A 25,266-nucleotide genomic window follows, 5' to 3' on the forward strand; every position below is an offset into this window, starting at 1 on the left:
TATCCGGCATCCCCCAATCAGTTCCCTCTCCCTCCGGGAGAGGGTTAGGGTGAGGGGCTCTCTGGCTGAGTCAGTACACGTCGCGGCGGTAACGGCCCTGTTCGATCAGGCGCTCGACTTCGGCTGCACCCAACACGTCGTTGAGCACTTGATCGACGCCGGAGGCCATACCCTGCAGGCTGCCGCAGATGTAGATCACCGCACCGTCAGCCAGCCACTTTTTCAGCTCGTCAGCGGATTCGCGCAGGCGATCCTGAACGTAAATCTTCTGCGCCTGATCCCGCGAAAACGCCAGGTCCAGGCGCGCCAGATCGCCATTGATCAGCCACTCTTCCAGCTCCGCCCGGCAGAGGAAATCATGCTCGCGATTGCGCTCGCCAAACAGCAGCCAGTGACGCTGCTGACCGTCGGCGATGCGTGCCTTGAGCAGGCTGCGCAACCCGGCGAGGCCGGTGCCGTTGCCCAGCAGAATCATCGGCAGCGGTTCATTCGGCAGATGGAACCCGCTGTTGCGCCGCACGCGCAGGCTGATGCTGCCGCCCACGGGCGCATGTTCGGTCAGCCAGCCGGAGCCGATGCCGAGGCTGCCGTCGCTGTGTTGTTCCTGACGCACGATCAGTTCCAGCACGCCGTCGGCGGCAATCGAGGCGATCGAGTATTCGCGCATCGCCAGCGGCACCATCGCATCCACCAGCGCCTGCGCATGCAGGCCGACCAGATGCGCGCGATGTTCCGGCAACTGGCGGCTGGCGAGGGCGACTTCCAGCGGTTCTTCGAGGCCGTTGATCTTCACGGGTGTTTCGCCACGAATGCCGAGGCCGTCGAGGAAATGCTCGATCGCCCACGCACAGTTGCGCGGCAACACTTCCACCAGATCGCCGGCCAGCCAGCTGCTGGTGCTCGGCGCCTTCAGGCCTAACAGGTACACCGGCGAGCCGCTGCTGTCCGGGTTCATCAGTTCGCGGCGCAGCAGTGTCCAGTTGTCGTAGCTCGGCGCTTGCCAGGTGTCGACCGGCGCTTGTCCGGTGATCAGGCCGAGTTGAGTCTGCCAGTGACGCAGGGCGTACGGATCGCCGTTGTCGACTTCGACCGGGGCGAACAGGGTCTTGCCGCCGTGCTCTCCCAACCACTGATGCAGGCGTCGGGCGAAGCCGCAGAAGTGCGCGTACTGACGGTCGCCGAGTCCCAGCACCGCGTAGTTGAGGCCGTCGAAGCTGGCGGCGTTGCGCAGCACTTTGCGCTCGAAACCGCGCGCGCTGTCCGGTGCTTCGCCGTCGCCGAAGGTGCTGACCACGAACAGCGCGTGGTTCGACTCGCGCAGATCCTCTGCGCTGACATTCGCCAGCGGCTGCACCTTCACCGGCAACCCGGCGGCTTGCAGTTGCCCGGCGGTCTGCCAGGCCAGTTGTTCGGCAAAACCACTTTGGCTGGCAAAACCGATCAGCCATCCAGGGGCATTGCCGGTCGGTTGTTCAAGACCTTTGCGCGCGTCCTGAATCTGCTTTTTCTTGCGTCGGCGATCCAGATACAGCAGCCAGCCAGTGATGAAAAACAACGGCATGCACACGGCGGCGAGGGTTACGATGATTCGTCCGACGAGGCCGAAATAGCTGCCGACGTGCAGCGCGTAAATGCTGGTCAACAGCTGCGCCTTGAAGCTCTTGTCGGCATAGCGATCGACGCGTTTGACCACGCCGGTGGCCGGGTCGAGGGTGATCTGGTTCAGCGCGCGATCATGCGGCGAGCTGTCGAGCAGATAGAACACGGTCGCCGGTTGCCCGGCCACTGGCGGCATGCGGATGTTGTAGGCCGACAAACCCGGGCCGGCGGCGCTGTAGATGCTGCTCCACATCGCCGCGTAATCGGCAGTCGGTGCCGGACCTTCCGGCGCCGGGCCGCGACCACCGCGCACGCGCTCGTTTTGCGGCGCATCGGAAAGCAGTTTGGTCAGGCCTTTGTTGTACCACTCGTAGGACCACGACAACCCGGTCAAGGCCAGCAGCAGATACACCAGCAAACACCAGGTGCCCGCGACCGAGTGCAGGTCCCAGTTGAAGCTGCGGCCCTTTTTCTTCCAGTCGAGGGTCAGCCACACGCGCCAGCTGTTCCACTGTCGCGGCCAGCGCAGATACAGCCCGGACAGGCAGAAGAACAACAGGATCAGGGTGCAGGCGCCGGTGATGTTGCGTCCAGTATCGCCCATGGCGAGGAAACGGTGCAGTTGCAGCATCAGGCCGAAGAAGTCCTGGCCAACCGCGTCGCCCATGAACTCGCCGGTGTAGGGATCGAAGTAGCGCATCTCGCCACGACGTTCGCCTTTGGGCGGAGTGAAGTAGACGCGCGCGGCGTTGCCGCTGTCGGTCTCGACCCAGAGCATCGAGACTTTCTTGCCGGAAGTCGCTTCGATGTGTTCCACCAGGTCGACTGGAGGCAGGACACCGGCGACTTGTTTTTCCACCTGCAACACCGACGGGTTCAGCGCCCGCAGGATTTCGTCCTGGAACGAATAGGCGGCACCGGTAATGCCCATCAGGGCCAGCACCAGCCCGGCAGTGATGCCGAAAAACCAGTGCAACTGGAACAGGGTTTTCTTCAACACGTCGCTCGCCTTGTCCGTTCGAAAAGTTGTCATCACGGCGCGCATTATGCCGTGGGTTGTCGAGAAGCGTTCTTCTTTACGCACAAAGGCCCCGTTCAATGGAATGAACGGGGCCATGATCTTGCGGCGCATACCTTTGCAGGAGTGAGCCTGCTCGCGATAGCGGTGGATCAGTCAATCCATTCGCTGGCAGACACGACCTCATCGCGAGCAGGCTCACTCCTACAGGTTCTCCCACATTTACAGCGTTGGTCAGAAGTGGAAGTTGGTGCTCAACAGTGCCGTACGGCCCGCCGCCTGATTGGCGAAGTGGGTCGAGAACGCTTTGTCGTAGTAGACCTCGTTGGTCAGGTTCTGCACGTTGAGTTGCAGGTCGACGTTCTTGCTCAGCTTGTAGGCAGCCATCGCGTCGTAACGTACGTAGGAATCGACCATAGTGGTGTTGGCCACGCTGCCGTACACGTCGTCGACGTAGAACGCGCCGCCACCGAGGGTCAGCTTCGGCGTGACCTGGTAAGTGGTCCACAGGCTGGCGCTGTTTTTCGGCGTGTTCGGCAACTCGTTACCATCGTTGGCCTTGCCCATCGGGCCGCCGTCGAGTTGTTCGCTGTCCATGAACGCGTAGCCGGCGAACACTTGCCACTTGTCTGTGATCTTGCCGCTGGCCGACAGCTCGATACCTTGCACACGGGTCTTGCCGGCGTTTTCGTACGAGGTTGTGTCGACTTGCACACGAGCGTTTTCTTTCTCGGTGCGGAAGATGTCAGCCGTCAGCGACAGGCGATCGTTCAACAGATCCCACTTGGTGCCGATTTCGTAGTTCTTGGTGGTTTCCGGCTCCATGTCGCTCTTGAGCAGGTTGCCATTGCGATCCGGGGTGCCGCCCAGCGGGTTGCCTTCCATACCCTCGCCCAACGTGTTGCCAGGTGGCGTCGCAGACGTGGCATAGGACGCGTAGATGCTACCGTTCGGAGCTGGCTTGTAGACCACGCCGAACTGACCGGTCACGAACTCGCTGGTGTCATCACCCTTGGAGGTGGTGGTGCCGGCGTTGGTGTAGGTTTTGTAGTCGGTGTAGAAGTGGTCGTAACGCAGTCCCATGTTCACCAGCCACTGTTCGGACAACTCCAGAGTGTCAAACGCGTACAGCGCATAGGTGTTGGCCTTGGTGTCGGTGCCGGCGTAGTTGCGCGAGATCGCGCCGTTCCACGGATCGCCCGGATTCGGGTTCGACAGCGAGGTGCAGTTGTAACCGCTCGAGGCGCCGATCATCGACGGGGTGCAGTTGGTGCTGGCGTTGCCCGGGCTGCGCGGTGTGGTGTCGGTGTTGACGTTGTACGAGGACTTCTGGGCTTCTTCGTAGGTGTACTCGACACCGGTGGAGAAGCTGTTCTTGAAACCGGCGATGTAGAAATTGCCGAACAGATCAGTCTGGTTGGTGGTGGTTTCGGTATTGCTGACGCGCGTGTTGGCACGGCGCCACACGGTGCCGTTGTTGACGTTGCCCTTGCTGTCGTCCGGCTGGGTCAGGATGTAATCCTGCATGCTGGTGCCGTGGCGCAGGGTGTTCTTGATGGTCAGCGAATCGCTCAGATCATGTTCGATGGCGAAGGTCGCGGTGTCGGTACGGCCCTTGCGGAAGTCGCGATCGTCCAGGCCATAGAAATTGCTGTGATCGCCACCGGCGTACGGTTTGTCCGGATTGGACTTGGTACGCGCCGCCGAGCCTGCAGCCGGAATGGTGTACGGAATGCCCGAATCCGGGGTGTCGTTGCTTTCGAGATGGTAGTAGTCGAGGTTGACGCGGGTGTCGGTGCCCAGGCCGAACGCCAGGGACGGGGCGATACCCCAGCGATCGTAATCGACGCTGTCGCGACCGGCGACGTTGCTCTCGTGGCTCATCAGGTTCAGACGGCCGGCAGCGGTGTCGCTGAACTGGTAGTTGCCATCCAGGGTGTAGCGCTGGGTCTGGTCGGAACCCCAGGTGAAGCCGCCGTCGAAGGAGTTGCCCAGGTGCGCTTTCTTGCTCACCAGGTTGATGCTGCCGCCAGCCGCGCCGCGACCGCCGATGGCGGAGTTCGGGCCCTTGCTGACTTCGATGTTTTCCACGGCGAAGATTTCGCGGCTCTGTGAACCGGTGTCGCGCACGCCGTCGAGATAGGTGTCGCCCTGAGCGTCGAAACCGCGAATGAACGGACGATCACCCTGCGGGTTGCCGCCTTCACCGGCACCGAAGGTGATGCCCGGTACGGTGCGCAGCGCGTCCTGCATGTTCAGCGCGCCGGTGTCCTTCAGCACTTGTTGCGGGATCACAGTGACCGAGCGCGGGGTGTCGACCAGCGGTGCGGTGTACTTGGGCGAGGAGGCTTTTTCGACCTGGTAGGACGTCGGGTCCTGCGCTTCACCGGTGATGGCGGTAGCGTCCAGAGCGATGGCATTGCCGGAGGCTTTGCTGTCGGTCTTTTCGGCGGCAAATACCATGTGCCCAGCGGAGCCGGCAGTAATGGCGACACCAATGGCCGAAGCGAGCAGACGTGGTGAACTGACCGGCAATTGTGCGTGTTGACGTGACATTTTTATTCCCCTCCCCAAGGATTTGAGGCGGCGGAATATAGGGTAAACAGGTATTCGTATCAATTGCGAAATATTGTTATTCGCGACGAATTTACATTCTTTACAATTTGGCCTTACGGTTTTTGCCGATTCATTCGTCACACGGGTTTTACACGGTCAATAAGAATCAATACCATTGGCACCCCTTTGCCATCAGGTACGTTCGTCATGCTGCTGCACATTCCCGGCCTGTTCGCCAAAGACGAAGTGCAGCGCATTCGCGAGGCGCTGGAGCAGGCTGACTGGGCCGATGGCAAGATCACCGCCGGTTACCAGTCGGCCAAGGCCAAGCACAATCTGCAACTGCCTGAAGGTCATCCACTGGCCAAGGAAATTGGTGCAGCGATGCTCGAACGGCTGTGGAAAAACCCACTGTTCATGTCTGCCGCGCTGCCGCACAAAGTATTCCCGCCGTTACTCAACTGCTACACGGCGGGCGGCAGTTTCGATTTTCACATCGACAACGCTGTACGCCAGCACAAGGGCAGCATCGAACGGGTGCGCACCGATCTCTCGGCCACGCTGTTTTTCAGCGAGCCCGAGGACTACGACGGTGGCGAGCTGGAGATCCAGGACACCTTCGGCACCCAGCGGGTAAAACTGCCTGCCGGCGACATGGTGCTGTACCCCGGCACCAGCCTGCACAAGGTCAATGCCGTCACGCGCGGTACGCGTTATGCGTCGTTCTTCTGGACGCAAAGTCTGGTACGCGAAGACAGCCAGCGCGCCTTGCTGTTCGAGATGGACGGGGCGATCCAGCAGCTGACTCAAGACATGCCCGATCACCCGTCGCTGATCCGCCTCACCGGCACCTATCACAATCTGCTGCGGCGCTGGGTCGAGGTATGAGTTTTCAACTGCGGCGCGAGGAAGTGCTCGACGGTGCACAGCTCAGCGCCATGCTCGAAGAAAGTCCGGCCCGTGCCGCGCAGGCGATTCTGCTCGCGGCCGGTCAGGGCATTGTCGAAGCGCAGGCATTGCTCGGGCAGATCCTGCTCGACGGCCGTGGCATCGCTCAGGATCAACCGTTGGCGCTGCGCTGGTTTGCTATCGCTGCCGGCCAGGGGCATTTAATGGCGCGCAACATGCTCGGTCGCTGCCATGAGCATGGTTGGGGCTGTGTGGCGGATGCTGCGGTTGCCGCGCAGCATTATCGAATGGCCGCGGATGCCGGCCTGGACTGGGCGATTTACAACCTGGCCAATCTGCTCGCGACCGGGCGTGGTGTAGCGGTGGATCATGCTCAGGCGCTGGCGCTGTATCAACGCGCCGCCGAAGCCGGCCATGCCAAATCGATGAACCTGCTGGGACGTTATCTGGAAGAGGGCCAGGCCTGCCAGGCCGATCCGGCAGCAGCGCACGACTGGTATCGACGTTCGGCCGAGGCCGGGGATTTTCGTGGGCAGTTCAGTCATGCCGCGATCCTGGCGGAAGCAGGGCGCCTCGATGACGCATTGCAATGGCTTGAGAAAGCCCTGGTGATCGGCAACGTGAAATTCTTACAGGTCAGCAGCGAGTCGCTGCTGACCTCCGCGCATCCGCAGATGCGCGCCATGGGCGAGGCTTACCGTCAGCGTCTGTCGATCCTCGCTGGCGGAGCGTCTGCCCTTCATCAGGCGTGAATGGCAGGCGCGATCAATCAGCCACGCAACCAACGTCCCTGCAGCGGATACAGATAATTGCGCAAGGCCTGGCTGTGCTCGAGCACTCGCTCGCCGCGCAGCAGGATATTGTCGTTGGGCGAAGCAGTGACAGCACTGAGAAACGCTGACAGCGCTTCGGTCAATTTACCGGTTTCGCTGACATAGGTTTGCCGGTGGGGCAGGACCTTCTGAGTGTCGGTCAACTGACGGCTCTTGTCATCGTTGTCCCGCAGCTGTTTGGCCAGCGAGGCCACACGCTCCTCGCGCTGGTCGAGGCGCGTCTGCAGGATCTGTCGCGCTCTGAGCAGGTCCTTGTATTTGATCAACTCGTTGCCTTCGTCGAGAAACTTGGTGGCGACGAGCAGTCCAGCTTCCAGCGCCAGGGCTTCGGGGCTTTTGGGTTTGCCGCTGAACATCGCCTTGAGTTGCTCGAACAGCGGTTTGATTCGGTCGATGACTGTCAGTTTTTCAAACTCCGCAATGGCCAGATTCAGAACCGCCTCATCGTCTTTCAATTGAGCCAGCGGGATTTTCTCGGCGGTGTATTCACGGTCCAGATCGACTTTGGCGGTGGCCAGTTCCTCGAGCCGGAAACGGTTGTTGCTGATGGCGATGCTCTGCACACCGAATACACCGTTGTGCAGTGACAAGTGCAGCGTGGTCATTTGATCGATACACAGCCTGATCAGTCCTGTAACAGCCTGCGAATAAAGCTTGCGTGCGTTTGCAGCCTGAGGGGTGGATTCAGCCTCGCCGAGGCTGGCCAGGGCCTGCAGGTTTTCGCTCAGTTCGTCTGTATCCAGTACAGAGATTGCCGTAGTGATGGCGTTGGCAGCCGCGAGATCCAGATCGCTGACGGCGGTATTCAAGCTGAGCAATTCATCGCTCAGGGCTTTGATGTACAGATTGGCGGAGCCGATGATCGCCTGGTAACGAATCGCCTCGCGGCTTTCGTTAAGGCGGCCAAGATCGGGCAGGGCGTAAGCAATGGTTGTCATGGGAAATTATTCTCGCTTGGATGGATGGCGTTAGTCGAAAGCGCTGATAAGCAGGTTCGAGTTGTTCTGAACGGTTTTCCAGTTCTTGAGAACAACCTTGAAACTCGCGACAAAAGTTCTGAGGGTCAGGAATTCATGCATGCCCATTACTGTGTTTTGCGAGGCGTTGATGTACTGAGTAATTTCGCTCCACAGCTGCTCAAGTTGTGAGGTGCTATTGACGGCGCCCTCGACATAGATCGACATACTGCTCAAGCTCGACTGAAACTCCATGAGCGTGCCGGCAAGAATGTTTTTTTGCTTGACCTGCTCGGCCAGCAAATCTCGTTGCTCGATCAGCGGACGCAAGTGGATTGCCTGCTGCAGATTGACGTGCCGATACCAGGCGGGTCCGCCACCGGTGTAAACCACGATGGTGCCGAAGATGTAGTCGAAAAAATCAGCATTGGACTCTCTGGTCTTCTCGGCAATACGCTGCTCGGCAAGATCAATGGCGGCATTCAACTCGGTAAGCTGTCGGTTGATTTGCGCATCGCCGGCCAGTTTCAGTTTTTCGCCAATTCTGACGGCGACCTTGTCGTTGAGCTCCGCCTTGAAGTATTTCAGGCGCTCATTGACGTCCTGGCTGCTGAGCTTTTTGTCCTCGATCGACCGTGCAATGAACGCCAGTGATTCCTGGATGGAACCGAATCGGTTCTTTTCTTCCCGACCGATTTCCAGCGGCGGCAGACTGTTTATCTCTTCTTCACTCAGCGAGTTGATAGTGCCAATGAAGTTGATGTAGCCCGGCATGGTCACGATCGCGTCGATAATGTCCTGACCGAAACTTTCCAGGTCTTCCGAGAAGGTAGCGAGGCTGCCGGCCACGAGCCGCATCGAATATTCGATATCTGTCCAGGAATTGGCATTGTTAATCATCGTGTGATTGAGTTCGACAATGTCGGTTAACTCCAGACCGATGATGCCGGTGCGTTTTGTTTTCAATTGCCTTTCGACATCTTCGATATCGCGTGGCAATGCCTTGGCGGCGGAAATGTAGTTTTTTATTTTTCGAATGTCATCTTTGGTGATGAGCGGTTTTGAGATGGGTTGCACTTTCAATTCCTTTGAAGTGTTGTTTGAGTCCTTAGGTTGAATTTGGATTCGCTGTTGAGTACATGTATTGATTGTGACTTGTTGTTGGTTATGATTTGTCGTTTTTTGTAATTTTTTGCATGGGTGGCTGGTTGTCTGTCGCAAGACGATGTTTGTGTATTCAATTTTAATATTTGATTGGTTGCATGTGATGGTTTTGTCGATCTAAGTTGAGGGGTGGCGTTGATTTGATTGCGCTCCGGATGAGCGCGCCAACGCTGTAAGTGAATAATCAATATTAATATCCGAAGAAGACAAGGAGTCTCCGATGGAACAGAATTTAAATGACAAGATGGTTGAGGTCGCCGCAAAAGCCCCATTGCTTTTTGTGAACGCTTCGTTGGGTGAGGGCGAAGAATACAACCGGGACACCGGTCTCCATGTGACCAAAGAGCAAATAAACAATTTAAGGCGGTATGAGGCGCTAGGTTTGTCCCTGCCGATTCAATTGGACGACGTCATTGCCTATCTTAACTATGGCTCCGGTGATGACGGTGGTGTGGGACGCACTGCTCGGGATTTTTTGCGAACTTTTACCACGACCTATCAGCATGCACGACGCTGGTCGCCTCTGCGCGAGAAAATAATGCTGACGGGAAATGATCTGAAGATATTTGCTGGCAGCATCATCGGAACGGGTGATGCCATTGTTGAAGTGTATAACGATCTGAGGGCTTCTAAATATCTGGAAGAGCATGATATTACTACTGTTCAACAATACCTGAAGCTTCAACGGCAAATGCCAGGGCTACCAGATCTCGATCTTGCCCCTGGTGATATCGCCGATATTCGAAGTTATCTGAATAGCTTGCTGTCGACAATCAAACTTTGTCATCAAAAAGCCGAAGAGGTACGCGGGGAACTGGACCGTTTCGGCACCGATATGCGGGCGTCTGTTCTGCCGGAAATCAAGCTGCGACTGGAGTTCGTTTCCAGGAATACGTACGCGTCCGATATCAAAGAGTTGCAAGGTCAAATGGATCAGCGTTCCGCTGAGATTGATGAGCTGAACAAACAATATGAAAAGTTGGTTCAAGATGCGATCAGAGATGCGGCGGGTCTTAACATTGGTGGACTGGTCATGGCTATCTATCAGGGTGTCAAAGCTGAAAAAATACGCCGTGAACGTAATGCGTTGAAGCAACTGCAGCAGGCCGATAATCAAAAAATGGCCAGCAAGAACCAGACGCTGAGTTCGCTGAATAAAGTTCGTGATGATCTGCAAAACCTTAGTTACGTTGCGATCGAGGCCGATGTAGCAACGCAAAACCTCATGCTGGTTTGGAACGCGCTCGGTGATTATGTCATTGCCTCAATTAATAAAGTCAATGAAATCGACGAGTCCGTGACGTTGCGCGCTTTCAAGAATCAGATAGTTCAAATCATCGCTCCGTGGGAGCAAATACAATCCAAGGCCGATCAGTTGTTGGAGGTATTTGCGGAAGCCGATAAAGAATACCAAAACAATAATGTCGCGATTCGGAGTAGGGCTGCAATGCAAAATTTTTCGATCAATGCTGTAGAACCAGCGTTCAATATGCAAAAACTGCGCGAACACAATGCGTCCGTGCAGCGACTGAACACTACTGCGCAAATGCTCTTTGAGCAATTCGATTACATGCCCGGCACTGTCGGGGCTATGAACGGTATGGCACTGGCGTTGAACAAGGCAACTTTTGAATTGCGCGACAAGGCGCAGAGACTAAGCATCAGTCTGGTGCTGTCCGAGAGGAATTTAAAATCCTATCAGGAAGAATTGAGTTCTCCGGAGGATGCGGAAGAGGTGCGCGAGGACATGGAGGTGGAACTGAAAGATATTTTCGCTAAAGTCTCTGCGCAAACTCGAGACTTGAAAAGTATCCACAACAGCATTGGCGCAGTCTATGACCGCAAGGCGTCGGCGGAGTGGATCGTCAAGCTGGAAGAAGAGCGTGTCAGTAACGAGGAACTCAAGACCCAATCCGAAGAGAAAATTGCAGCCTTCACTGCTGAGATAAAGTCTATTTCCGATGCGATTGATCTGATCACCAAGGCGGGTATCGAAAAAATTGGCCAGGAAGCCCAGTTATCGCTTGAAAATCTGAAGGCGTTGGGTCTGGCGCCTCCGCAAGTTCAAATCGCCATGTTAGCTATTGATACCCTGAAAAAATTGATTTCTGGTATTGGTGAGGCGATTTCTTATCTCAACATGCTGGCTGCATACCGTCGACTCAGCGACAAAGCAGCCGAAATGCGCGCTCAGTTGCGAAAGCACCTCAACGATGGCACTCGGATTGTCGGGCGTATCGAACTGGTCACTACGCTGGACGAGCAGGACGACGAACGTTCGAAGTACGCCAAGGAGTTTGCCAGCCTGATCAACTACTTTGATCTGCTCTCTACTGAGTTTACCCAGGACACTTCGGTGCCGGTGGACGGCCGGGCAGACTCTGCAATTGCCCGGATTGCCGAAGCCGTAAACGTTCTGAAATCCATTTCCCAATAACAAGGAGGTGAGGAAGTGGGCGATCGCTCGCCCACTTCCTGCACAGGAAATATGAATTCAGTGAGTTATGAGTTTTCGGCGCCGCAGCGCGAGGTGCTGAATCGGTATGTCCGTTGGCTGGGTCTGTTGATACCGACCTACGACAACACGCCGGTTGTATTTGAGGCGCGACGAAAAAATGGTCATCAACGCGCAGAACTGTCCTGGGATACGCGCCTGAACCGCGTTAACTTTTATGAACAATATCTGCAAGGGAGCTGGGAGCGAATTAGAGACCTGCGGAGTTTGACCAGTCGGTATTTGAGTGACCTGGATACGTTTGGACGTGAATCTTTGGAAATAACACAGAGAACATCGAAACGCGCACCTGTCAGTCAGGTTGACGTAACAAGTTACAGTCTGTATCGCTCGACGGACTGGGGACGGTCTCCACCTACCAGCCCCAGAGGATTGGTGCACCAGTTGGGTAATTGTTTCTGGAGCTTGAGCGGAGTAATCAATCCGATTGAGGGCCAGATTGACATGCTGGGCGAGGCATCATTTGGATTGAACGCGGCATTTATCAAGATAATGGGTTGGCAGTCGTGTGCCTGTCATCTACAACCGACTGTCGCGCAAGAGTTGTTCAGGAATCCTGCCACAACGCCTCCCTGGGACATTGCTTACTCTTCTTCAGACCCCACGATCAGGGCTGCCGAGTTTCAGGCCGATATTGCTAAGCTCTTCAATGAGTTCGTACCGCTGAATATTCAGATGGGCGTGTTCCTCAGAAACGTATCTGAGCGTGCGAGAGGCTTGGGCACTGCCCTCACACAAACCGAAAATATGACCACCATGGGGCTGCTGAATTTCAAGATCGAATCGGCTCTGGAAGGCGCTGATGAGATTTTGCAGATGTTGACGCACTTCGAAAACTGGCTGAAAAAATAAAAAAGGCCCATTCAATGGGCCTTTTTTACTCGGAGGTGTCGATTACACGTAGAACGATTTCAGTGGCGGGAAGCCATTGAATTCGACGGCGCTGTAACTGGTGGTGTACGCACCGGTCGACAGCCAGTACAGACGATCACCGATGGCCAGGTTCAGCGGCAGGCCGTACTTGTAGTTCTCATACATGATGTCGGCGCTGTCGCAGGTTGGGCCGGCGATGACCACTTCTTCCATCTCGCCTTTCTTCTCGGTCCAGATCGGGAACTTGATCGCTTCGTCCATGGTTTCGATCAGGCCGGAGAACTTGCCCACATCGGTATACACCCAACGCTCGACGGCGGTGCGGGATTTACGTGCAACCAGTACCACTTCGCTGACCAGAATACCGGCGTTGGCAATCAGCGAACGGCCCGGTTCCAGAATGATTTCCGGCAGATCGTCACCGAAGTCTTCCTTGAGGAAACGGATGATCTCTTCGGCGTAGGTTTCCAGGCTGTTGGTGCGGGTGATGTAGTTGGCCGGGAAGCCACCGCCCATGTTGATCAGCTTCAGATGAATGCCGTCTTCTTCTTTCAGGCGTTCGAAGATCACTTTGACCTTGGCGATGGCCGCGTCCCAGACGCTGATATCACGCTGCTGCGAGCCCACGTGGAACGAGATGCCGTAAGGCACCAGGCCCAGGTCACGGGCGAGGATCAGCAGGTCCATGGCCATGTCGGTCTGGCAGCCGAACTTGCGCGACAGTGGCCAGTCAGCGGTGGTCGAGCCTTCGGTGAGGATGCGCACATAGACTTTCGAACCCGGCGCGGCCTTGGCGATGTTGCGCAGGTCGGCTTCGGAGTCGGTGGCGTACAGGCGCACGCCCTTCTCGAAGAAGTAGCGGATGTCCTTGGATTTCTTGATGGTGTTGCCGTAGCTGATCTGGTCCGGGCTGACGCCACGGCTCAGCACTTTGTCCAGCTCATAGATGGAGGCGATGTCGAAGCTCGAGCCTTTCTCTTTGAGCAGGTCGATGATCTCGACGGCCGGGTTGGCCTTGACCGCGTAGTAGACCTTGGCGAATTCGAAACCGGCGCGCAGGTCATCGTAGGCCTGGCTGATCATCGCGGTGTCGATCACCACGAACGGGGTTTCCTGTTTGTCGGCGAACGCCTTCATTTTCTGAAAGGTTTCGCGCGCGAAATAGTCTTCGACCTGGATCGACATGCTGGAGTGCTCCTATGGGCAAACGGGTAAAAACATGGGTGTAAATGAACGTCCTCCGTATCCCCACTTTGGTTCGCCTACTTCCCAAGGCATGTCGCCGAAAGCAAAAAGGCCACGGGCGTAACTGCCCTTGGCCTTGCTGTCTCGTCGTCAGTACTTGAGCCGGATGGATCGTTTCCAGCATGGACGTTCGGCGCGAACTTTAGGGCGTGAGGGGCCTGAGATCAACTAAAAATGTCGCGTTTTTGCACGCTTCTGACGTACGTCGCGGATATCACTCTTTGTAGCCGACCGAGATGACGGACAGATGTTCCCCGAGAATTTTCATGTGTTAAAAATACCTGCACGTTCGATGCTTTTGTCGGCTAAGTCGTGGGTAAGTGCGATAGGCGCAACATCGGCGACGTTGGCGGCGAGAGGAGGGTGTGAGGGGGATTTTGGCCGTTTGGGAGCGGCTGCTTGCAGAAGTTCCGTGAACGCAGCTGTTGAGATTCTTTTCCGCCTGCGAATCACCAGGAAATTGCACAAATCCTGTGGGAGCGGGCTTGCTCGCGAAGACATTTTCATAGCCAACATCACCGCTGACTGAGATTACGCTTTCGCGAGCAAGCCCGCTCCCACAGATTTGCATGCTTAAGCCACTACCGCCTCAGCCGGCGAGACGATATTGGTCTTCATCCCGCGCGAACGCCCCGAGCTCAGGTAAGCCGCAATCGACTCCTGCGTCACCTCTCCCAGGAACACCCGCTCGGCATCCATCACCGGCAGCCACGAACGGTTGAACTCGTACATGCGCGACAACAGGATGCGCAGATGCTCGTCGTACGCCGCGGTGGCGTTGAACTCGCGCAGATACTGCGCGCAGGTGCCGGTCTGGCGGTGCAGGTCGCGACGACGGACGTAACCCAGCGCCTTGTTCTCGGCACAGGTGACCACCACGTAGCGGCGGTCATGCTCGTCCATCAATTCCAGCGCATCGGCCACCGGGGTCTCTGGACTGACCGATGGCGCGTTGTCCGCTGCGTCTTCAGCCTTCACCAGCAGCAGACGCTTGAGGGTGCTGTCCTGGCCAACGAAGTTGCTGACAAAGTCGTCCGCCGGGTGTGCGAGCAGGGTGTCCGGATGGTCGATCTGCAGCAGTTTGCCGGCGCGGAAAATCGCGATCTTGTCGCCGAGTTTGATCGCTTCGTCGATGTCGTGGCTGACCATGATCACGGTCTTGTTCAGTGCCCGCTGCATCTCGAAAAACTCGTTCTGGATCATCTCGCGGTTGATCGGGTCGACCGCACCGAACGGCTCGTCCATCAGCAACAGCGGCGCATCAGCGGCCAATGCGCGGATCACACCGATGCGCTGTTGCTGGCCACCGGACAGTTCACGCGGATAGCGGTGCAGATACTGTTTGGGTTCCAGTTTGATCATGCTCATCAGTTCGCGGGCGCGGTCGTGGCATTTCTGTTTGTCCCAGCCGAGCAGTTTCGGCACCACGACGATGTTCTCTTCGATGGTCATGTTGGGGAACAGGCCGATCTGCTGGATCACGTAGCCGATGTTGCGGCGCAGGGTCACTTCGTCGAGGTCGGTGGTGTCTTCACCGTTGATCAGGATCTTGCCCGAGGTCGGCTTGATCAGGCGGTTGATCATTTTTAGCGTGGTGCTTTTGCCGCAACCCGATGGCCCGAGGAACACACAGATTTCGCCTTCATTGACGGTCAGGCTCACCGAGTCCACGGCTTTGACATCTTTGCCGTTGCTCTGGAAGGTCTTGCTGAGGTTTTGAAGTTCGATCATTTGAGGAGTCCTTTTGGAGTCAGCGTACGTTGCAGCCACTGCAGGAGAAGGTCGGCGAAGATCGCCAGAAGACTGACCAGCAGCGCGCCGACGATCAGCATCGACATGTCGCTGCGGCTGATGGAGGCGAGGATCAGCACACCGAGGCCACCGGCGCCGATGGTCGCGGCGATGGTCATCACACCGATGTTCATCACCACCGCGGTGCGCACCCCGGCGAGGATCACTGGCACCGCAATCGGCAGCTCGACCATGCGCAGGCGCTGGCCGAAGGTCATGCCGATACCGCGTGCGGCTTCACGGATGCCCGGCTCGACGCCCGTCAGGGCGAGGTAGGTGTTGCGCATGATCGGCAGCAGTGAATAAAGGAACACCGCGGTGATCGCCGGCATCGGCCCAAGGCCCTGGCCGAACTTGGAGTAGAACGGCAGCAGCAGACCGAACAGCGCAATCGACGGCACGGTCAGCAGCACTGTGGCGCTGGCCTGCAAGGGACCGGCGAGGCTGGGGAAGCGCGTCATCAGAATGCCCAGCGGCACCCCGATGAGGATCGCCAGACTGACGGCGATGCCGACCAAGGTGATGTGCTGCCAGGTCAGGTGCATCACCTGCTGCCAGTCGAGGTGGGAAAAGGCGTTCAGAAATTCCATGACTTTTCCTCCTTAATTGAGTGGGTGCTGGCGCAGAAAGTCGGCGGCCACTTTCGATGGGCTTTCGTGATCGACGTCGACCCGCGCGTTGAGCTGGCGCATGGTTTCGTCATCGAACAGTTCTGCCAGCGGCTTGAGTTGCTCGGCCAGTTGCGGGTGCGCATCGAGGTAGGCCTGACGCACCACTGGCGCGGCGGTGTAGTCGGGGAAGTAGTGCTTGTCGTCTTCCAGCAACTTCAGGCCGAAGGCATTCAGGCGGCCGTCGGTGGTGTAGACCAGACCGGCAAACACCTGGCCGTTGCGCAGCGCGGTGTAGACCAGTCCCGCGTCCATCTGGCGGATGTTGTTGCGGGTCAGGTTCATGTCGTAGAGCTTGACCATGCCGTCGAGACCGTCGGAGCGGTTGGCGAACTCGGTGTCCAGCGCCACCAGGTGATTGGTCTTGGCCTCATCGCGCAGCACCTTGTTCAGGTCGCTGATGGTGTTGATCTGCGGGTACTCCTCGGCGACTTTTTTCGGCAGGGCGAGGGCGTAGGTGTTGCTGAATTTCGACGGGGTCAGCCAGACCAGACCTTTTTTCGCGTCGAGTTCTTTGACCCGGGCGTAGGACTGTTCGCTGTCGAGTTTTTCGGTGACATGGTTGTAGGCCACCAGTGACACGCCGGTGTATTCCCAGAGCATGTCCAGTTGCCCGCTTTCGTGGGCGCTGCGGGCGAGGTTGCTGCCCAGACCGCCGGTGATCTGCGCGTCGTAACCTTTGCTGCGCAGGTATTGCGCGGTGATTTCCGCGAGCAGGGTCTGCTCGGTGAACACCCGGGCGCCGAGGCGAATCACCGGTTTTTCGGCGGCTTGGGCCAATCCTGCAAACAGCAGGAGGCCGCTCAAGATCAAGCTAAATCGTTTCATAAATATTCCTTCGCAAGAGCCTTAAGACGGGCGCAAACCGCGTTCCAGCCAGAGACGGCTGGCGAGGGTGACCACGCCATCGAGCAGCAGGGCCAGCAGCGCGGTGCACGCGGCGCCGAGCAGCAGTTGCGGCTGATTGTTCAGGGCGATGCCGGGAAAGATCAGGCTGCCGAGGCTGTTGGCGCCGATCAGGAATGCCAGCGGCGCGGTGCCGACGTTGATCGCCAGTGCCACGCGCACGCCACCGATGATGATCGGCACGGCGTTGGGCAATTCAACTTTCCACAGCACCTGGCGCGGGGTCATTCCGATGCCGACGGCGGCTTCTTTCAGCGAACCCTGGACGTTTTTCAGGCCTTCGTAGGTGTTGCGCACAATCGGCAACAGAGAGGCGAGGAACAAAGCGAAGATTGCCGGGCCACTGCCGATGCCGAGAATCCCCAGGGCAATCGCCAGTACGGCCAGCGGTGGCACGGTGTTGCCGATATTGAAGATCTGCATGAAGCGTTCAGCGCGGCCGACCATGGTCGGGCGACTGAGGAAGATACCGGCGGGGATGCCCACGACAAGGGCGGCCAGCATTGAAGCGAGGACGAGAATCAGATGAGCTTGCAGGTAAAACAACAAATCGTCGCGGTAATGTTCGATCGTGTTGATTCCGATCCAGTGGACCAGCAGGGCCAGGAGCGCGATAACCACCGCACCTCCCATCAGCCCTTTGCCATAGCGGATAGCCACAGGCGGACTCCTTTTCTTGTAGTCGGCGAACGCCGTCCCGAGTGGCATGCCATGCCTGGCTGCCGGGAAATAAACGTTCGCGAGAAGCAGCTCCTTCAGCACCGGCAACAAGCGGTCTGAAAGCGAGCCATGAGCGCAGCCTCGTCAGGCTAACTTGCTGATTTTTCAGCCCCTGACGAAATGTCGTAACAGGGGATGGACGTCTCCGTGCTTTAAAAGGTTCCCATCCGGGGCAGCATTTGGCCACCCTTAATGTGCTCAACGGTTCGGTTATTGCATCGAGTTGGGCTATAATCGCGGCCCTTTTTTGAATCACCGCCAGGCGATTTCCCATGACCAACCAGGCCGCCGAAGTCGCGAAACGCCGCACTTTCGCCATTATTTCCCACCCCGATGCCGGTAAAACCACGATCACCGAAAAGCTCCTGTTGATGGGCAAGGCGATTGCAGTGGCCGGCACGGTGAAATCCCGTAAATCCGATCGCCATGCGACATCCGACTGGATGGAGATGGAGAAGCAACGGGGTATTTCCATTACCACGTCGGTCATGCAGTTCCCGTATCGCGAACACATGATCAACCTGCTCGACACCCCGGGCCACGAAGACTTCTCCGAAGACACCTACCGCACCCTGACGGCGGTCGACTCGGCGCTGATGGTGCTCGACGGCGGTAAAGGCGTTGAGCCACGGACCATCGCGCTGATGGACGTCTGCCGTCTGCGTGACACGCCGATCGTCAGCTTCATCAACAAACTCGACCGTGACATCCGCGACCCGATCGAACTGCTCGACGAAATCGAAGCCGTCCTCAAGATCAAGGCTGCGCCGATCACCTGGCCGATCGGTTGCTACCGCGACTTCAAGGGCGTTTATCACCTGGCCGACGACTACATCATTGTCTACACCGCCGGTCACGGTCACGAACGCACCGAAACCAAGATCATCGAGAAACTCGACTCCGACGAGGCGCGCGCGCACCTGGGCGACGAGTACGATCGCTTCCTCGAACAACTGGAGCTGGTGCAGGGCGCCTGCCACGAGTTCAACCAGCAGGAGTTCCTCGACGGTCAACTGACCCCGGTGTTCTTCGGTACTGCATTGGGCAACTTCGGGGTCGACCACGTGCTCGACGCCGTAGTTGACTGGGCCCCGCGTCCGCTGGCCCGTGTCGCCAACGAGCGCACTGTCGAGCCGGTGGAAGAGAAGTTCTCGGGCTTCATCTTCAAGATCCAGGCGAACATGGACCCGAAACACCGTGACCGCATCGCCTTCATGCGTATCTGCTCCGGCAAGTACGAGAAAGGCATGAAGATGCGCCATGTGCGTACCGGCAAGGACGTGCGCATCGGCGACGCCCTGACGTTCTTCTCCTCCGAGCGTGAACAGCTGGAAGAGGCGTATGCCGGCGACATCATCGGTCTGCACAACCACGGCACCATCCAGATCGGCGACACCTTCAGCGAAGGCGAAGTCCTCGGTTTCACCGGCATCCCGCACTTCGCCCCGGAACTGTTCCGTCGCGTGCGTTTGCGTGATCCGTTGAAGTCCAAGCAGTTGCGTCAGGGCCTGCAACAGCTGGCTGAAGAGGGCGCGACTCAGGTGTTCTTCCCGGAGCGCAGCAACGACATCATTCTTGGCGCCGTGGGTGTGCTGCAGTTTGATGTGGTCGCGAGCCGCTTGAAGGAGGAATACAAGGTTGAGTGCTCTTATGAGCCGATCACTGTTTACTCCGCGCGCTGGATTGAATGCAGTGACAAGAAGAAGCTTGAGGAGTTTTCCAACAAGGCTGTGGAGAACCTGGCATTGGATGGCGGTGGGCACCTGACCTATCTGGCGCCGACGCGGGTTAATCTGGCGTTGATGGAAGAGCGGTGGCCGGATGTGAAATTCCGTGCGACGCGTGAGCATCACTAAGCGCTGAGCTGAGTTGTCTGGAGCCCCTGAGGTGTAGGCCTTGGGGGCTTTTTTTGGGCTTTGGTCTTGGCGGCCGTCGGGCCGACCAGGCTTCGGGTGGTTTGGGTGTATATCCGTTTTTTTGGTGATGGCGGATTAGGGGGCCGCCCTTACGGCGGGTCACTTTTTCCAGACGCCGAAAAAGTAACCAAAAAGGCTTGCTCCTGCGTTCGGCCCGCTCGCTGGGGCTCGGGGTTCCTTCGCTCCGGGATCGATCCGGGGGCAGCGCCTACGGTTTGCTTCGCTGCACCTCCTCTCGCTGTGTTTGGCTGCGCCAAACGGTCGCTACGCTCCCACCCCCGGATCAATCCCTCCACTCAGCCTTCCGATGTCGCCCGTGGATCAAGATCAAGAGCTTTCGGCGAGCTGACACTCGGCCATTTGAGTGGTGAAGAGCATGCGCTGGGCTTTTGCTTTCCTGTAGGAGCCAGCCTGCTGGCGATGGCGGCCTGACAGCCGACCAATCTCCAACTGCCTGCACCCAATCCCACTGTAGGAGCCAGCCTGCTGGCGATGGCGGCCTCCGAGCCGACCAATCTCCAACAGACCACACCCAATCCCACTGTGGGAGCGGGCTTGCTCGCGAAGGCGGTTTCACAGCCGACCATTTTCTAATCGAGCTGAGCGCCCGAAGGCTGCGATCTTTTGGACTCAAAAAAGCGAAGTCAAAAGATCGCAGCCTACGGCAGCTCCTGCAGGGACTGTAGGGCGACTCCGTATTTTGAGTTCTCGATGTTCTTGAGAACGACAAGCGGCGTGCTGACCGTTAGTGTTTTTGTCGACGGTGATCTGGACATTGGGTGAAGCTTTTTTCATGCCGCCGATGAATGTGCTGGTCATGCGGCACGCGCAGGGTGGCAAAAGCGGTCAGTATTTTGGTCTGTTTTTCATGGGCTGGAGCGCCAGTGCATTGCTGTCGCCGGTACTCAGTGGGCAGTTGTATGGTCGCTTCGGCGGCCACAGCGTATGGCTTTCGAGTGCGACGCTGGCGCTTCTGACCCTGCCGTTGATCTACCTTGCAACGCGCTCATTGACCCAGGCCAAGGCGCTGGTCGCCACCAGGCATGCCGCCTCGCTTAGCTGATTCGGTTATAGAAGTTATTCAGAAGTGATCTGCCAAACTGGGGCATTTCCGAGGTCTCGTTAGCGTCCTATCTGGTGAACTGGACTGATCGGAACTAGATTTCATTCAGCGCCGGATTGGCACCCCAGGCTTCAACCACGAAAGGATGGAAATGGCTATGAGCATTTTTCAACGCGTTGTGCTGTTGCTTAAGGTTTTGGTGATGTTGACGCTTGGCACCACGGCAGCGTGGGCGAGTTCCGCCACGCCACAACAAGGTTTTAATGCAGCCCACGGACAAGCCGGTGTGGTCATGCTGGCTAAGTCGGAATCCGAACCGGGCGATCAGGACCAGGGCGGCAGCAAGGACGATGACGACTCGACCACTGACGAGCCGGACACTGACGATGATGACGGCGACAGCCAGTCGTAAATCGCCGGCAAAAGAAAACCCCTTCTTCCCCGACTGATGCGCAATCGGAGGAGAAGGGGTTTGGTTAACACGTTACCTCCGGATAAACACGATCCCTGTAGGAGCTGCGGCACGCTGCGATCTTTTGATCTTGATGTTGAAAATCAACAGATCGCAGCCTCGTTTCACTCGACAGCTCCTACAGGTTTTGTGTCGGTCTTCGGTTTTGCTTACGCGGCGCCGTCGAGGAACTGCTCGGCGTAGTGGCATGCCACCTGCCGGTTGTCGAGCTGGCGCAGGGCCGGCTCTTCGCTGCTGCAACGTTCGGTTGCGTACGGGCAGCGCTTGTGGAACGCGCAGCCCGGTGGCGGGTTCAGCGGGTTGGGCAGTTCGCCGACGATCTTGATTTTCGGCTTGTCCGGATCCGGGTGGATCGTTGGCGTCGCCGACAACAAGGCTTGGGTGTACGGGTGCAGAGGACGGGTGTAGATGTCCTCTTTCGGGCCCATTTCCACCGGCCGGCCGAGGTACATCACCAGCACCGAATCAGCGACGTGACGCACCACTGCCAGGTTGTGCGAGATGAACACGTAGGCGGTGTTGAATTCCTGCTGCAGATCCATGAACAGGTTCAGCACCTGCGCCTGAATCGACACGTCCAGCGCCGAGGTCGGTTCATCCGCCACCAGCACTTTCGGTTGCAGCATCATCGCCCGGGCGAGGGCGATACGCTGGCGCTGACCGCCGGAGAACATGTGCGGATAACGCTGGTAGTGCTCGGGACGCAAGCCGACCTGCTTCATCATCGCCTGGACTTTCTCGCGACGTTCGGTGGCCGACAGGTTGGTGTTGATCAGCAGCGGCTCGGCCAGTTGATCACCGATTTTCTGCCGTGGGTTCAACGACGCGTACGGGCTCTGGAACACCATCTGCACGTCTTTGCGCAGTTGCTTGCGCTGGGCCTTGTCGGCGCCGGCGACTTCCTGACCGGCGATTTTCAGCGAGCCGGACGACGGCTCTTCGATCAGGGTCAGGGCACGGGCGAGGGTGGATTTGCCGCAGCCCGATTCGCCCACCACGGCGAGGGTCTTGCCGGCTTCTAGTTCGAACGACACACCGTTGAGGGCGCGCACGGTCGCATGGCCCTTGAACAGGCCACGGGAGACTTCGTAGTGACGGGTCAGGTCGCGGGCGGTAAGTACGACGGCCATTACGCCACCTCCTGGTTCAGCGGGAAGAAGCAGCGCGCGAGGCTGTTGCTTTTCGGATCAAGGGCTGGACGCTGCGCGCGGCAGCTGTCCTGCACGTACGGGCAGCGCGGCGACAGCAGGCAACCCTGCGGACGGTCGTAGCGGCCCGGAACGATACCCGGCAGGGTCGACAGGCGTGAGGCGCCCAAACTGTGCTCGGGAATCGCTTTGAGCAGCGCTTCGCTGTACGGGTGCGCCGGGATGTCGAACAGTTGCGGCACCTGACCGACTTCAACGGCCTGGCCGGCGTACATCACGCACACGCGCTGGGCGGTTTCAGCCACGACCGCGAGGTCGTGGGTGATCAGCACCAGGCCCATGTTCTGTTCTTTCTGCAACGCCAGCAGCAGATCCATGATCTGTGCCTGAATCGTTACGTCGAGTGCCGTGGTCGGCTCATCGGCGATCAGCAGTTTTGGCTCGCCGGCAATCGCCATGGCAATCGCGACACGCTGGCTCATACCGCCGGACAGTTGGTGCGGGTAGGCATCCATACGGCTGGCGGCGCCCGGGATTTCAACTTTTTCCAGCAGTTCGATGGCACGTTTGCGCGCTTGCTTGCCGGACATTTTCAGGTGCAGGCGCAGCACTTCTTCGATCTGGAAACCGACGGTGTAGCTCGGGTTGAGCGCGGTCATCGGGTCCTGGAACACCATCGCCAGGTCTTTGCCAACAATCTGCCGACGCTGGCGGTTGCTCAGCTTGAGCATGTTCTTGCCGTCGAAGCTCAGGGAATCGGCAGTGACGATCCCCGGGTGCTCGATCAGGCCCATCAGCGCCATCATGGTCACGGACTTGCCCGAACCGGACTCGCCGACGATCGCCAGGACTTCGCCCTTGTCGACTTTCAGGTCGAGGCCGTCGACTACTGGAACGGCGTTCTTGTCGCCGAAGCGAACGTTGAGATTCTTGATTTCTAGCAGTGACATGGGAATCTCCTCAGGCGGCGTTCTTGAGTTTCGGGTCCAGCGCATCGCGCAGGCCGTCGCCCATCAAGTTGATTGCCAGCACGCTGAGCAAAATGGTCAAACCAGGCAGACTGACGACCCACCAGGCGCGTTCGATGTAGTCGCGGGCCGAGGCCAGCATGGTGCCCCACTCAGGGGTTGGCGGTTGTACGCCAAGGCCGAGGAAGCCCAGTGCCGCAGCATCGAGAATCGCCGAGGAGAAACTCAGGGTGGCCTGCACGATCAGTGGCGCCATGCAGTTGGGCAGCACGGTGATGAACATCAGGCGTGGCAGACCGGCACCGGCCAGGCGCGCGGCGGTCACGTAGTCGCGGTTCAGTTCGCCCATCACCGCAGCACGGGTCAGACGCACGTAGGACGGCAGCGAGACCACGGCAATAGCGATCACGGTGTTGATCAGGCCTGGGCCGAGGATGGCGACAATCGCCACAGCCAGCAGCAGCGACGGCAGGGCCAGCATGATGTCCATCAGACGCATGATGGTCGGGCCGATCATTTTCGGGAAGAAACCGGCGAACAGACCCAGCAGGATCCCCGGGATCAGCGACATCACCACCGACGACAGACCGATCAGCAGCGACAGGCGCGAACCCTGGATCAGGCGCGACAGCAGGTCACGCCCCAGTTCATCGGTACCGAGCAGGAACTGCATCTGTCCGCCTTCAAGCCAGGCCGGTGGCGTCAGTAGGAAGTCACGGTATTGCTCGCTCGGGTTATGCGGGGCGACCCACGGCGCGAAGATCGCGCAGAAAATAACCAGCAGCATGAACAGCAGGCCGGCAACCGCGCCCTTGTTCTTGGAGAAGGCTTGCCAGAATTCTTTGTACGGCGACGGGTACAGCAGACTTTGATCCGCGCTTGGGGCGGCATTGGCTACTGAGGATGTTGGAGTGCTCATGGGTATGGACCTCAGCGCTGATGACGGATGCGTGGGTTGGCAAAGCCGTAGAGGATGTCCACCACGAAGTTGACCAGAATCACCAGGCAGGCGATTAACAGGATGCCGTTTTGCACAACCGGGTAGTCCCGGGCGCCGATGGCTTCGATCAGCCATTTACCGATGCCGGGCCAGGAGAAGATGGTTTCGGTCAGGACTGCACCGGCCAGCAGGGTGCCGACTTGCAGACCGACCACGGTCAGCACCGGAATCAGTGCATTGCGCAGGCCGTGCACGAACACCACGCGCGCCGGTGACAGGCCTTTGGCCCGGGCGGTACGGATGTAGTCTTCACGCAGCACTTCGAGCATCGACGAACGGGTCATCCGCGCGATCACCGCCAGCGGAATGGTGCCGAGCACGATGGCCGGCAGGATCAGGTGATGCAGGGCATCGAGGAACGCGCCCATGTCATCGGCCAGCAGCGTGTCGATCAGCATGAAACCGGTGCGCGGCTCGATGTCGTAGAGCAGGTCGATCCGTCCGGAGACCGGGGTCCAGCCCAGGCTCACCGAGAAAAACATGATCAGGATCAGGCCCCACCAGAAGATCGGCATCGAATACCCCGCCAGGGAGATGCCCATCACCCCGTGGTCGAACAGGGATCCTCGCTTGAGGGCCGCAATCACCCCGGCCAGCAGGCCCAGGATGCCGGCGAACAGCAGGGCGGCCATGGACAGTTCCAGGGTCGCCGGGAAGAGAGAGGTGAACTCGGTCCATACGCTCTCACGCGTACGCAGGGATTCGCCGAGATCGCCGTGGGCCAGTTTGCCGATGTAGTCCAGGTACTGGGCATACAGCGGTTTGTTCAGACCTAGGCGTTCCATTGCCTGAGCGTGCATTTCGGGGTCGACCCGACGTTCGCCCATCATCACTTCCACGGGGTCGCCAGGGATCATGCGAATCAACGCGAAAGTCAGCAGGGTGATGCCGAAAAACGTGGGGATCAACAACCCCAGTCGGCGGGCAATAAAACTAAACATCTTGT

The 25,266-nt window shown here is 58.3% G+C and carries 19 protein-coding genes and 1 pseudogene; 7 read left to right on the top strand and 13 right to left on the bottom strand.

The annotated features are described in order from the left end of the window. Nucleotides 1-70: 70 nt before the first annotated feature. Together AC27VU_RS04790 and AC27VU_RS04795 are read right to left on the bottom strand one after the other, a co-directional pair. Nucleotides 71-2,599, bottom strand: a complete 2,529-nt coding sequence (locus AC27VU_RS04790; RefSeq protein WP_488723602.1) for a PepSY domain-containing protein — start codon at nucleotides 2,597-2,599, stop codon at nucleotides 71-73. Nucleotides 2,600-2,851: 252 nt separating this feature from the next. Then, nucleotides 2,852-5,173 carry a TonB-dependent receptor gene (locus AC27VU_RS04795; RefSeq protein WP_262143691.1) on the bottom strand — a complete coding sequence of 774 codons (2,322 nt, stop codon included), beginning with the start codon at nucleotides 5,171-5,173 and terminating at the stop codon, nucleotides 2,852-2,854. Between the two features lie 207 nt (nucleotides 5,174-5,380). On the opposite strand from AC27VU_RS04795, the gene AC27VU_RS04800 reads away from it, so the two are divergent. Then, nucleotides 5,381-6,061, top strand: coding sequence for a Fe2+-dependent dioxygenase (locus AC27VU_RS04800; RefSeq protein ID WP_488723561.1), 681 nt, complete (start codon nucleotides 5,381-5,383; stop codon nucleotides 6,059-6,061). Further along, nucleotides 6,058-6,834: a tetratricopeptide repeat protein gene (locus AC27VU_RS04805; RefSeq protein WP_488723562.1), complete on the top strand. Its 777-nt coding sequence runs from the start codon at nucleotides 6,058-6,060 to the stop codon at nucleotides 6,832-6,834. The genes AC27VU_RS04800 and AC27VU_RS04805 overlap by 4 nt, the downstream gene beginning before the upstream one ends. A 17-nt stretch (nucleotides 6,835-6,851) precedes the next feature. On the opposite strand, the gene AC27VU_RS04810 is transcribed toward AC27VU_RS04805, so the two are convergent. Continuing rightward, a complete protein-coding gene (locus tag AC27VU_RS04810; protein ID WP_488723563.1) occupies nucleotides 6,852-7,853 on the bottom strand; it encodes an alpha-xenorhabdolysin family binary toxin subunit B in 1,002 nt (333 codons plus the stop codon). 30 nt (nucleotides 7,854-7,883) lie between these two features. Continuing rightward, entirely contained in the window at nucleotides 7,884-8,948 is a 1,065-nt protein-coding gene (locus tag AC27VU_RS04815) for an alpha-xenorhabdolysin family binary toxin subunit A (RefSeq protein WP_488723564.1), read from the bottom strand. Nucleotides 8,949-9,255: 307 nt separating this feature from the next. Here AC27VU_RS04815 and AC27VU_RS04820 point away from each other — a divergent pair, with 307 nt between their 5' ends. Together AC27VU_RS04820 and AC27VU_RS04825 are read left to right on the top strand one after the other, a co-directional pair. Then, nucleotides 9,256-11,472 (top strand): alpha-xenorhabdolysin family binary toxin subunit A, encoded by a 2,217-nt coding sequence (locus AC27VU_RS04820; RefSeq protein ID WP_488723565.1) that lies wholly within the window; start codon nucleotides 9,256-9,258, stop codon nucleotides 11,470-11,472. 15 nt (nucleotides 11,473-11,487) lie between these two features. Next, entirely contained in the window at nucleotides 11,488-12,402 is a 915-nt protein-coding gene (locus tag AC27VU_RS04825) for a hypothetical protein (protein ID WP_488723566.1), read from the top strand. Between the two features lie 42 nt (nucleotides 12,403-12,444). Here the strand turns inward: AC27VU_RS04825 and AC27VU_RS04830 are convergent, their stop codons facing one another. From AC27VU_RS04830 to AC27VU_RS04850, 5 genes are all read right to left on the bottom strand, one after another. Beyond that, nucleotides 12,445-13,608 (bottom strand): type III PLP-dependent enzyme, encoded by a 1,164-nt coding sequence (locus tag AC27VU_RS04830; protein ID WP_003221589.1) that lies wholly within the window; start codon nucleotides 13,606-13,608, stop codon nucleotides 12,445-12,447. Nucleotides 13,609-14,241: 633 nt separating this feature from the next. Further along, complete coding sequence (locus AC27VU_RS04835; RefSeq protein ID WP_003221591.1) at nucleotides 14,242-15,399, bottom strand: osmoprotectant ABC transporter ATP-binding protein OsmV; 1,158 nt, start codon at nucleotides 15,397-15,399, stop codon at nucleotides 14,242-14,244. Continuing rightward, complete coding sequence (locus AC27VU_RS04840; RefSeq protein ID WP_183784677.1) at nucleotides 15,396-16,049, bottom strand: ABC transporter permease; 654 nt, start codon at nucleotides 16,047-16,049, stop codon at nucleotides 15,396-15,398. Before AC27VU_RS04840 ends, AC27VU_RS04835 begins: the two co-directional genes overlap by 4 nt. A 12-nt stretch (nucleotides 16,050-16,061) precedes the next feature. Then, nucleotides 16,062-16,955, bottom strand: coding sequence for a glycine betaine ABC transporter substrate-binding protein (locus tag AC27VU_RS04845; protein WP_488723567.1), 894 nt, complete (start codon nucleotides 16,953-16,955; stop codon nucleotides 16,062-16,064). Nucleotides 16,956-16,976: 21 nt separating this feature from the next. Beyond that, entirely contained in the window at nucleotides 16,977-17,666 is a 690-nt protein-coding gene (locus tag AC27VU_RS04850) for an ABC transporter permease (RefSeq protein WP_177327464.1), read from the bottom strand. Nucleotides 17,667-18,025: 359 nt separating this feature from the next. Here AC27VU_RS04850 and AC27VU_RS04855 point away from each other — a divergent pair, with 359 nt between their 5' ends. From AC27VU_RS04855 to AC27VU_RS04865, 3 genes and pseudogenes are all read left to right on the top strand, one after another. After that, a complete protein-coding gene (locus tag AC27VU_RS04855; RefSeq protein WP_027610807.1) occupies nucleotides 18,026-19,609 on the top strand; it encodes a peptide chain release factor 3 in 1,584 nt (527 codons plus the stop codon). A gap of 814 nt (nucleotides 19,610-20,423) precedes the next feature. Continuing rightward, a pseudogene (locus AC27VU_RS04860) lies at nucleotides 20,424-20,732 on the top strand (MFS transporter); the annotation flags it as partial. Between the two features lie 157 nt (nucleotides 20,733-20,889). Continuing rightward, nucleotides 20,890-21,144, top strand: coding sequence for a hypothetical protein (locus AC27VU_RS04865; RefSeq protein ID WP_045122291.1), 255 nt, complete (start codon nucleotides 20,890-20,892; stop codon nucleotides 21,142-21,144). Nucleotides 21,145-21,353: 209 nt separating this feature from the next. On the opposite strand, the gene AC27VU_RS04870 is transcribed toward AC27VU_RS04865, so the two are convergent. The 4 genes from AC27VU_RS04870 to AC27VU_RS04885 are packed head-to-tail and all read right to left on the bottom strand — an operon-like array spanning nucleotide 21,354 to nucleotide 25,261. Beyond that, complete coding sequence (locus AC27VU_RS04870) at nucleotides 21,354-22,334, bottom strand: peptide ABC transporter ATP-binding protein (RefSeq protein WP_103485765.1); 981 nt, start codon at nucleotides 22,332-22,334, stop codon at nucleotides 21,354-21,356. Next, nucleotides 22,334-23,302 (bottom strand): ABC transporter ATP-binding protein, encoded by a 969-nt coding sequence (locus AC27VU_RS04875; protein WP_262143684.1) that lies wholly within the window; start codon nucleotides 23,300-23,302, stop codon nucleotides 22,334-22,336. The genes AC27VU_RS04870 and AC27VU_RS04875 overlap by 1 nt, the downstream gene beginning before the upstream one ends. Nucleotides 23,303-23,312: 10 nt before the next feature. Continuing rightward, nucleotides 23,313-24,239, bottom strand: a complete 927-nt coding sequence (locus AC27VU_RS04880; protein WP_064585947.1) for an ABC transporter permease subunit — start codon at nucleotides 24,237-24,239, stop codon at nucleotides 23,313-23,315. Between the two features lie 11 nt (nucleotides 24,240-24,250). Then, nucleotides 24,251-25,261: an ABC transporter permease subunit gene (locus AC27VU_RS04885; RefSeq protein WP_003221609.1), complete on the bottom strand. Its 1,011-nt coding sequence runs from the start codon at nucleotides 25,259-25,261 to the stop codon at nucleotides 24,251-24,253. Between the last annotated feature and the right edge of the window lie 5 nt (nucleotides 25,262-25,266).

It is taken from the genome of Pseudomonas sp. 14P5.3.2 (genome assembly GCF_057799175.1).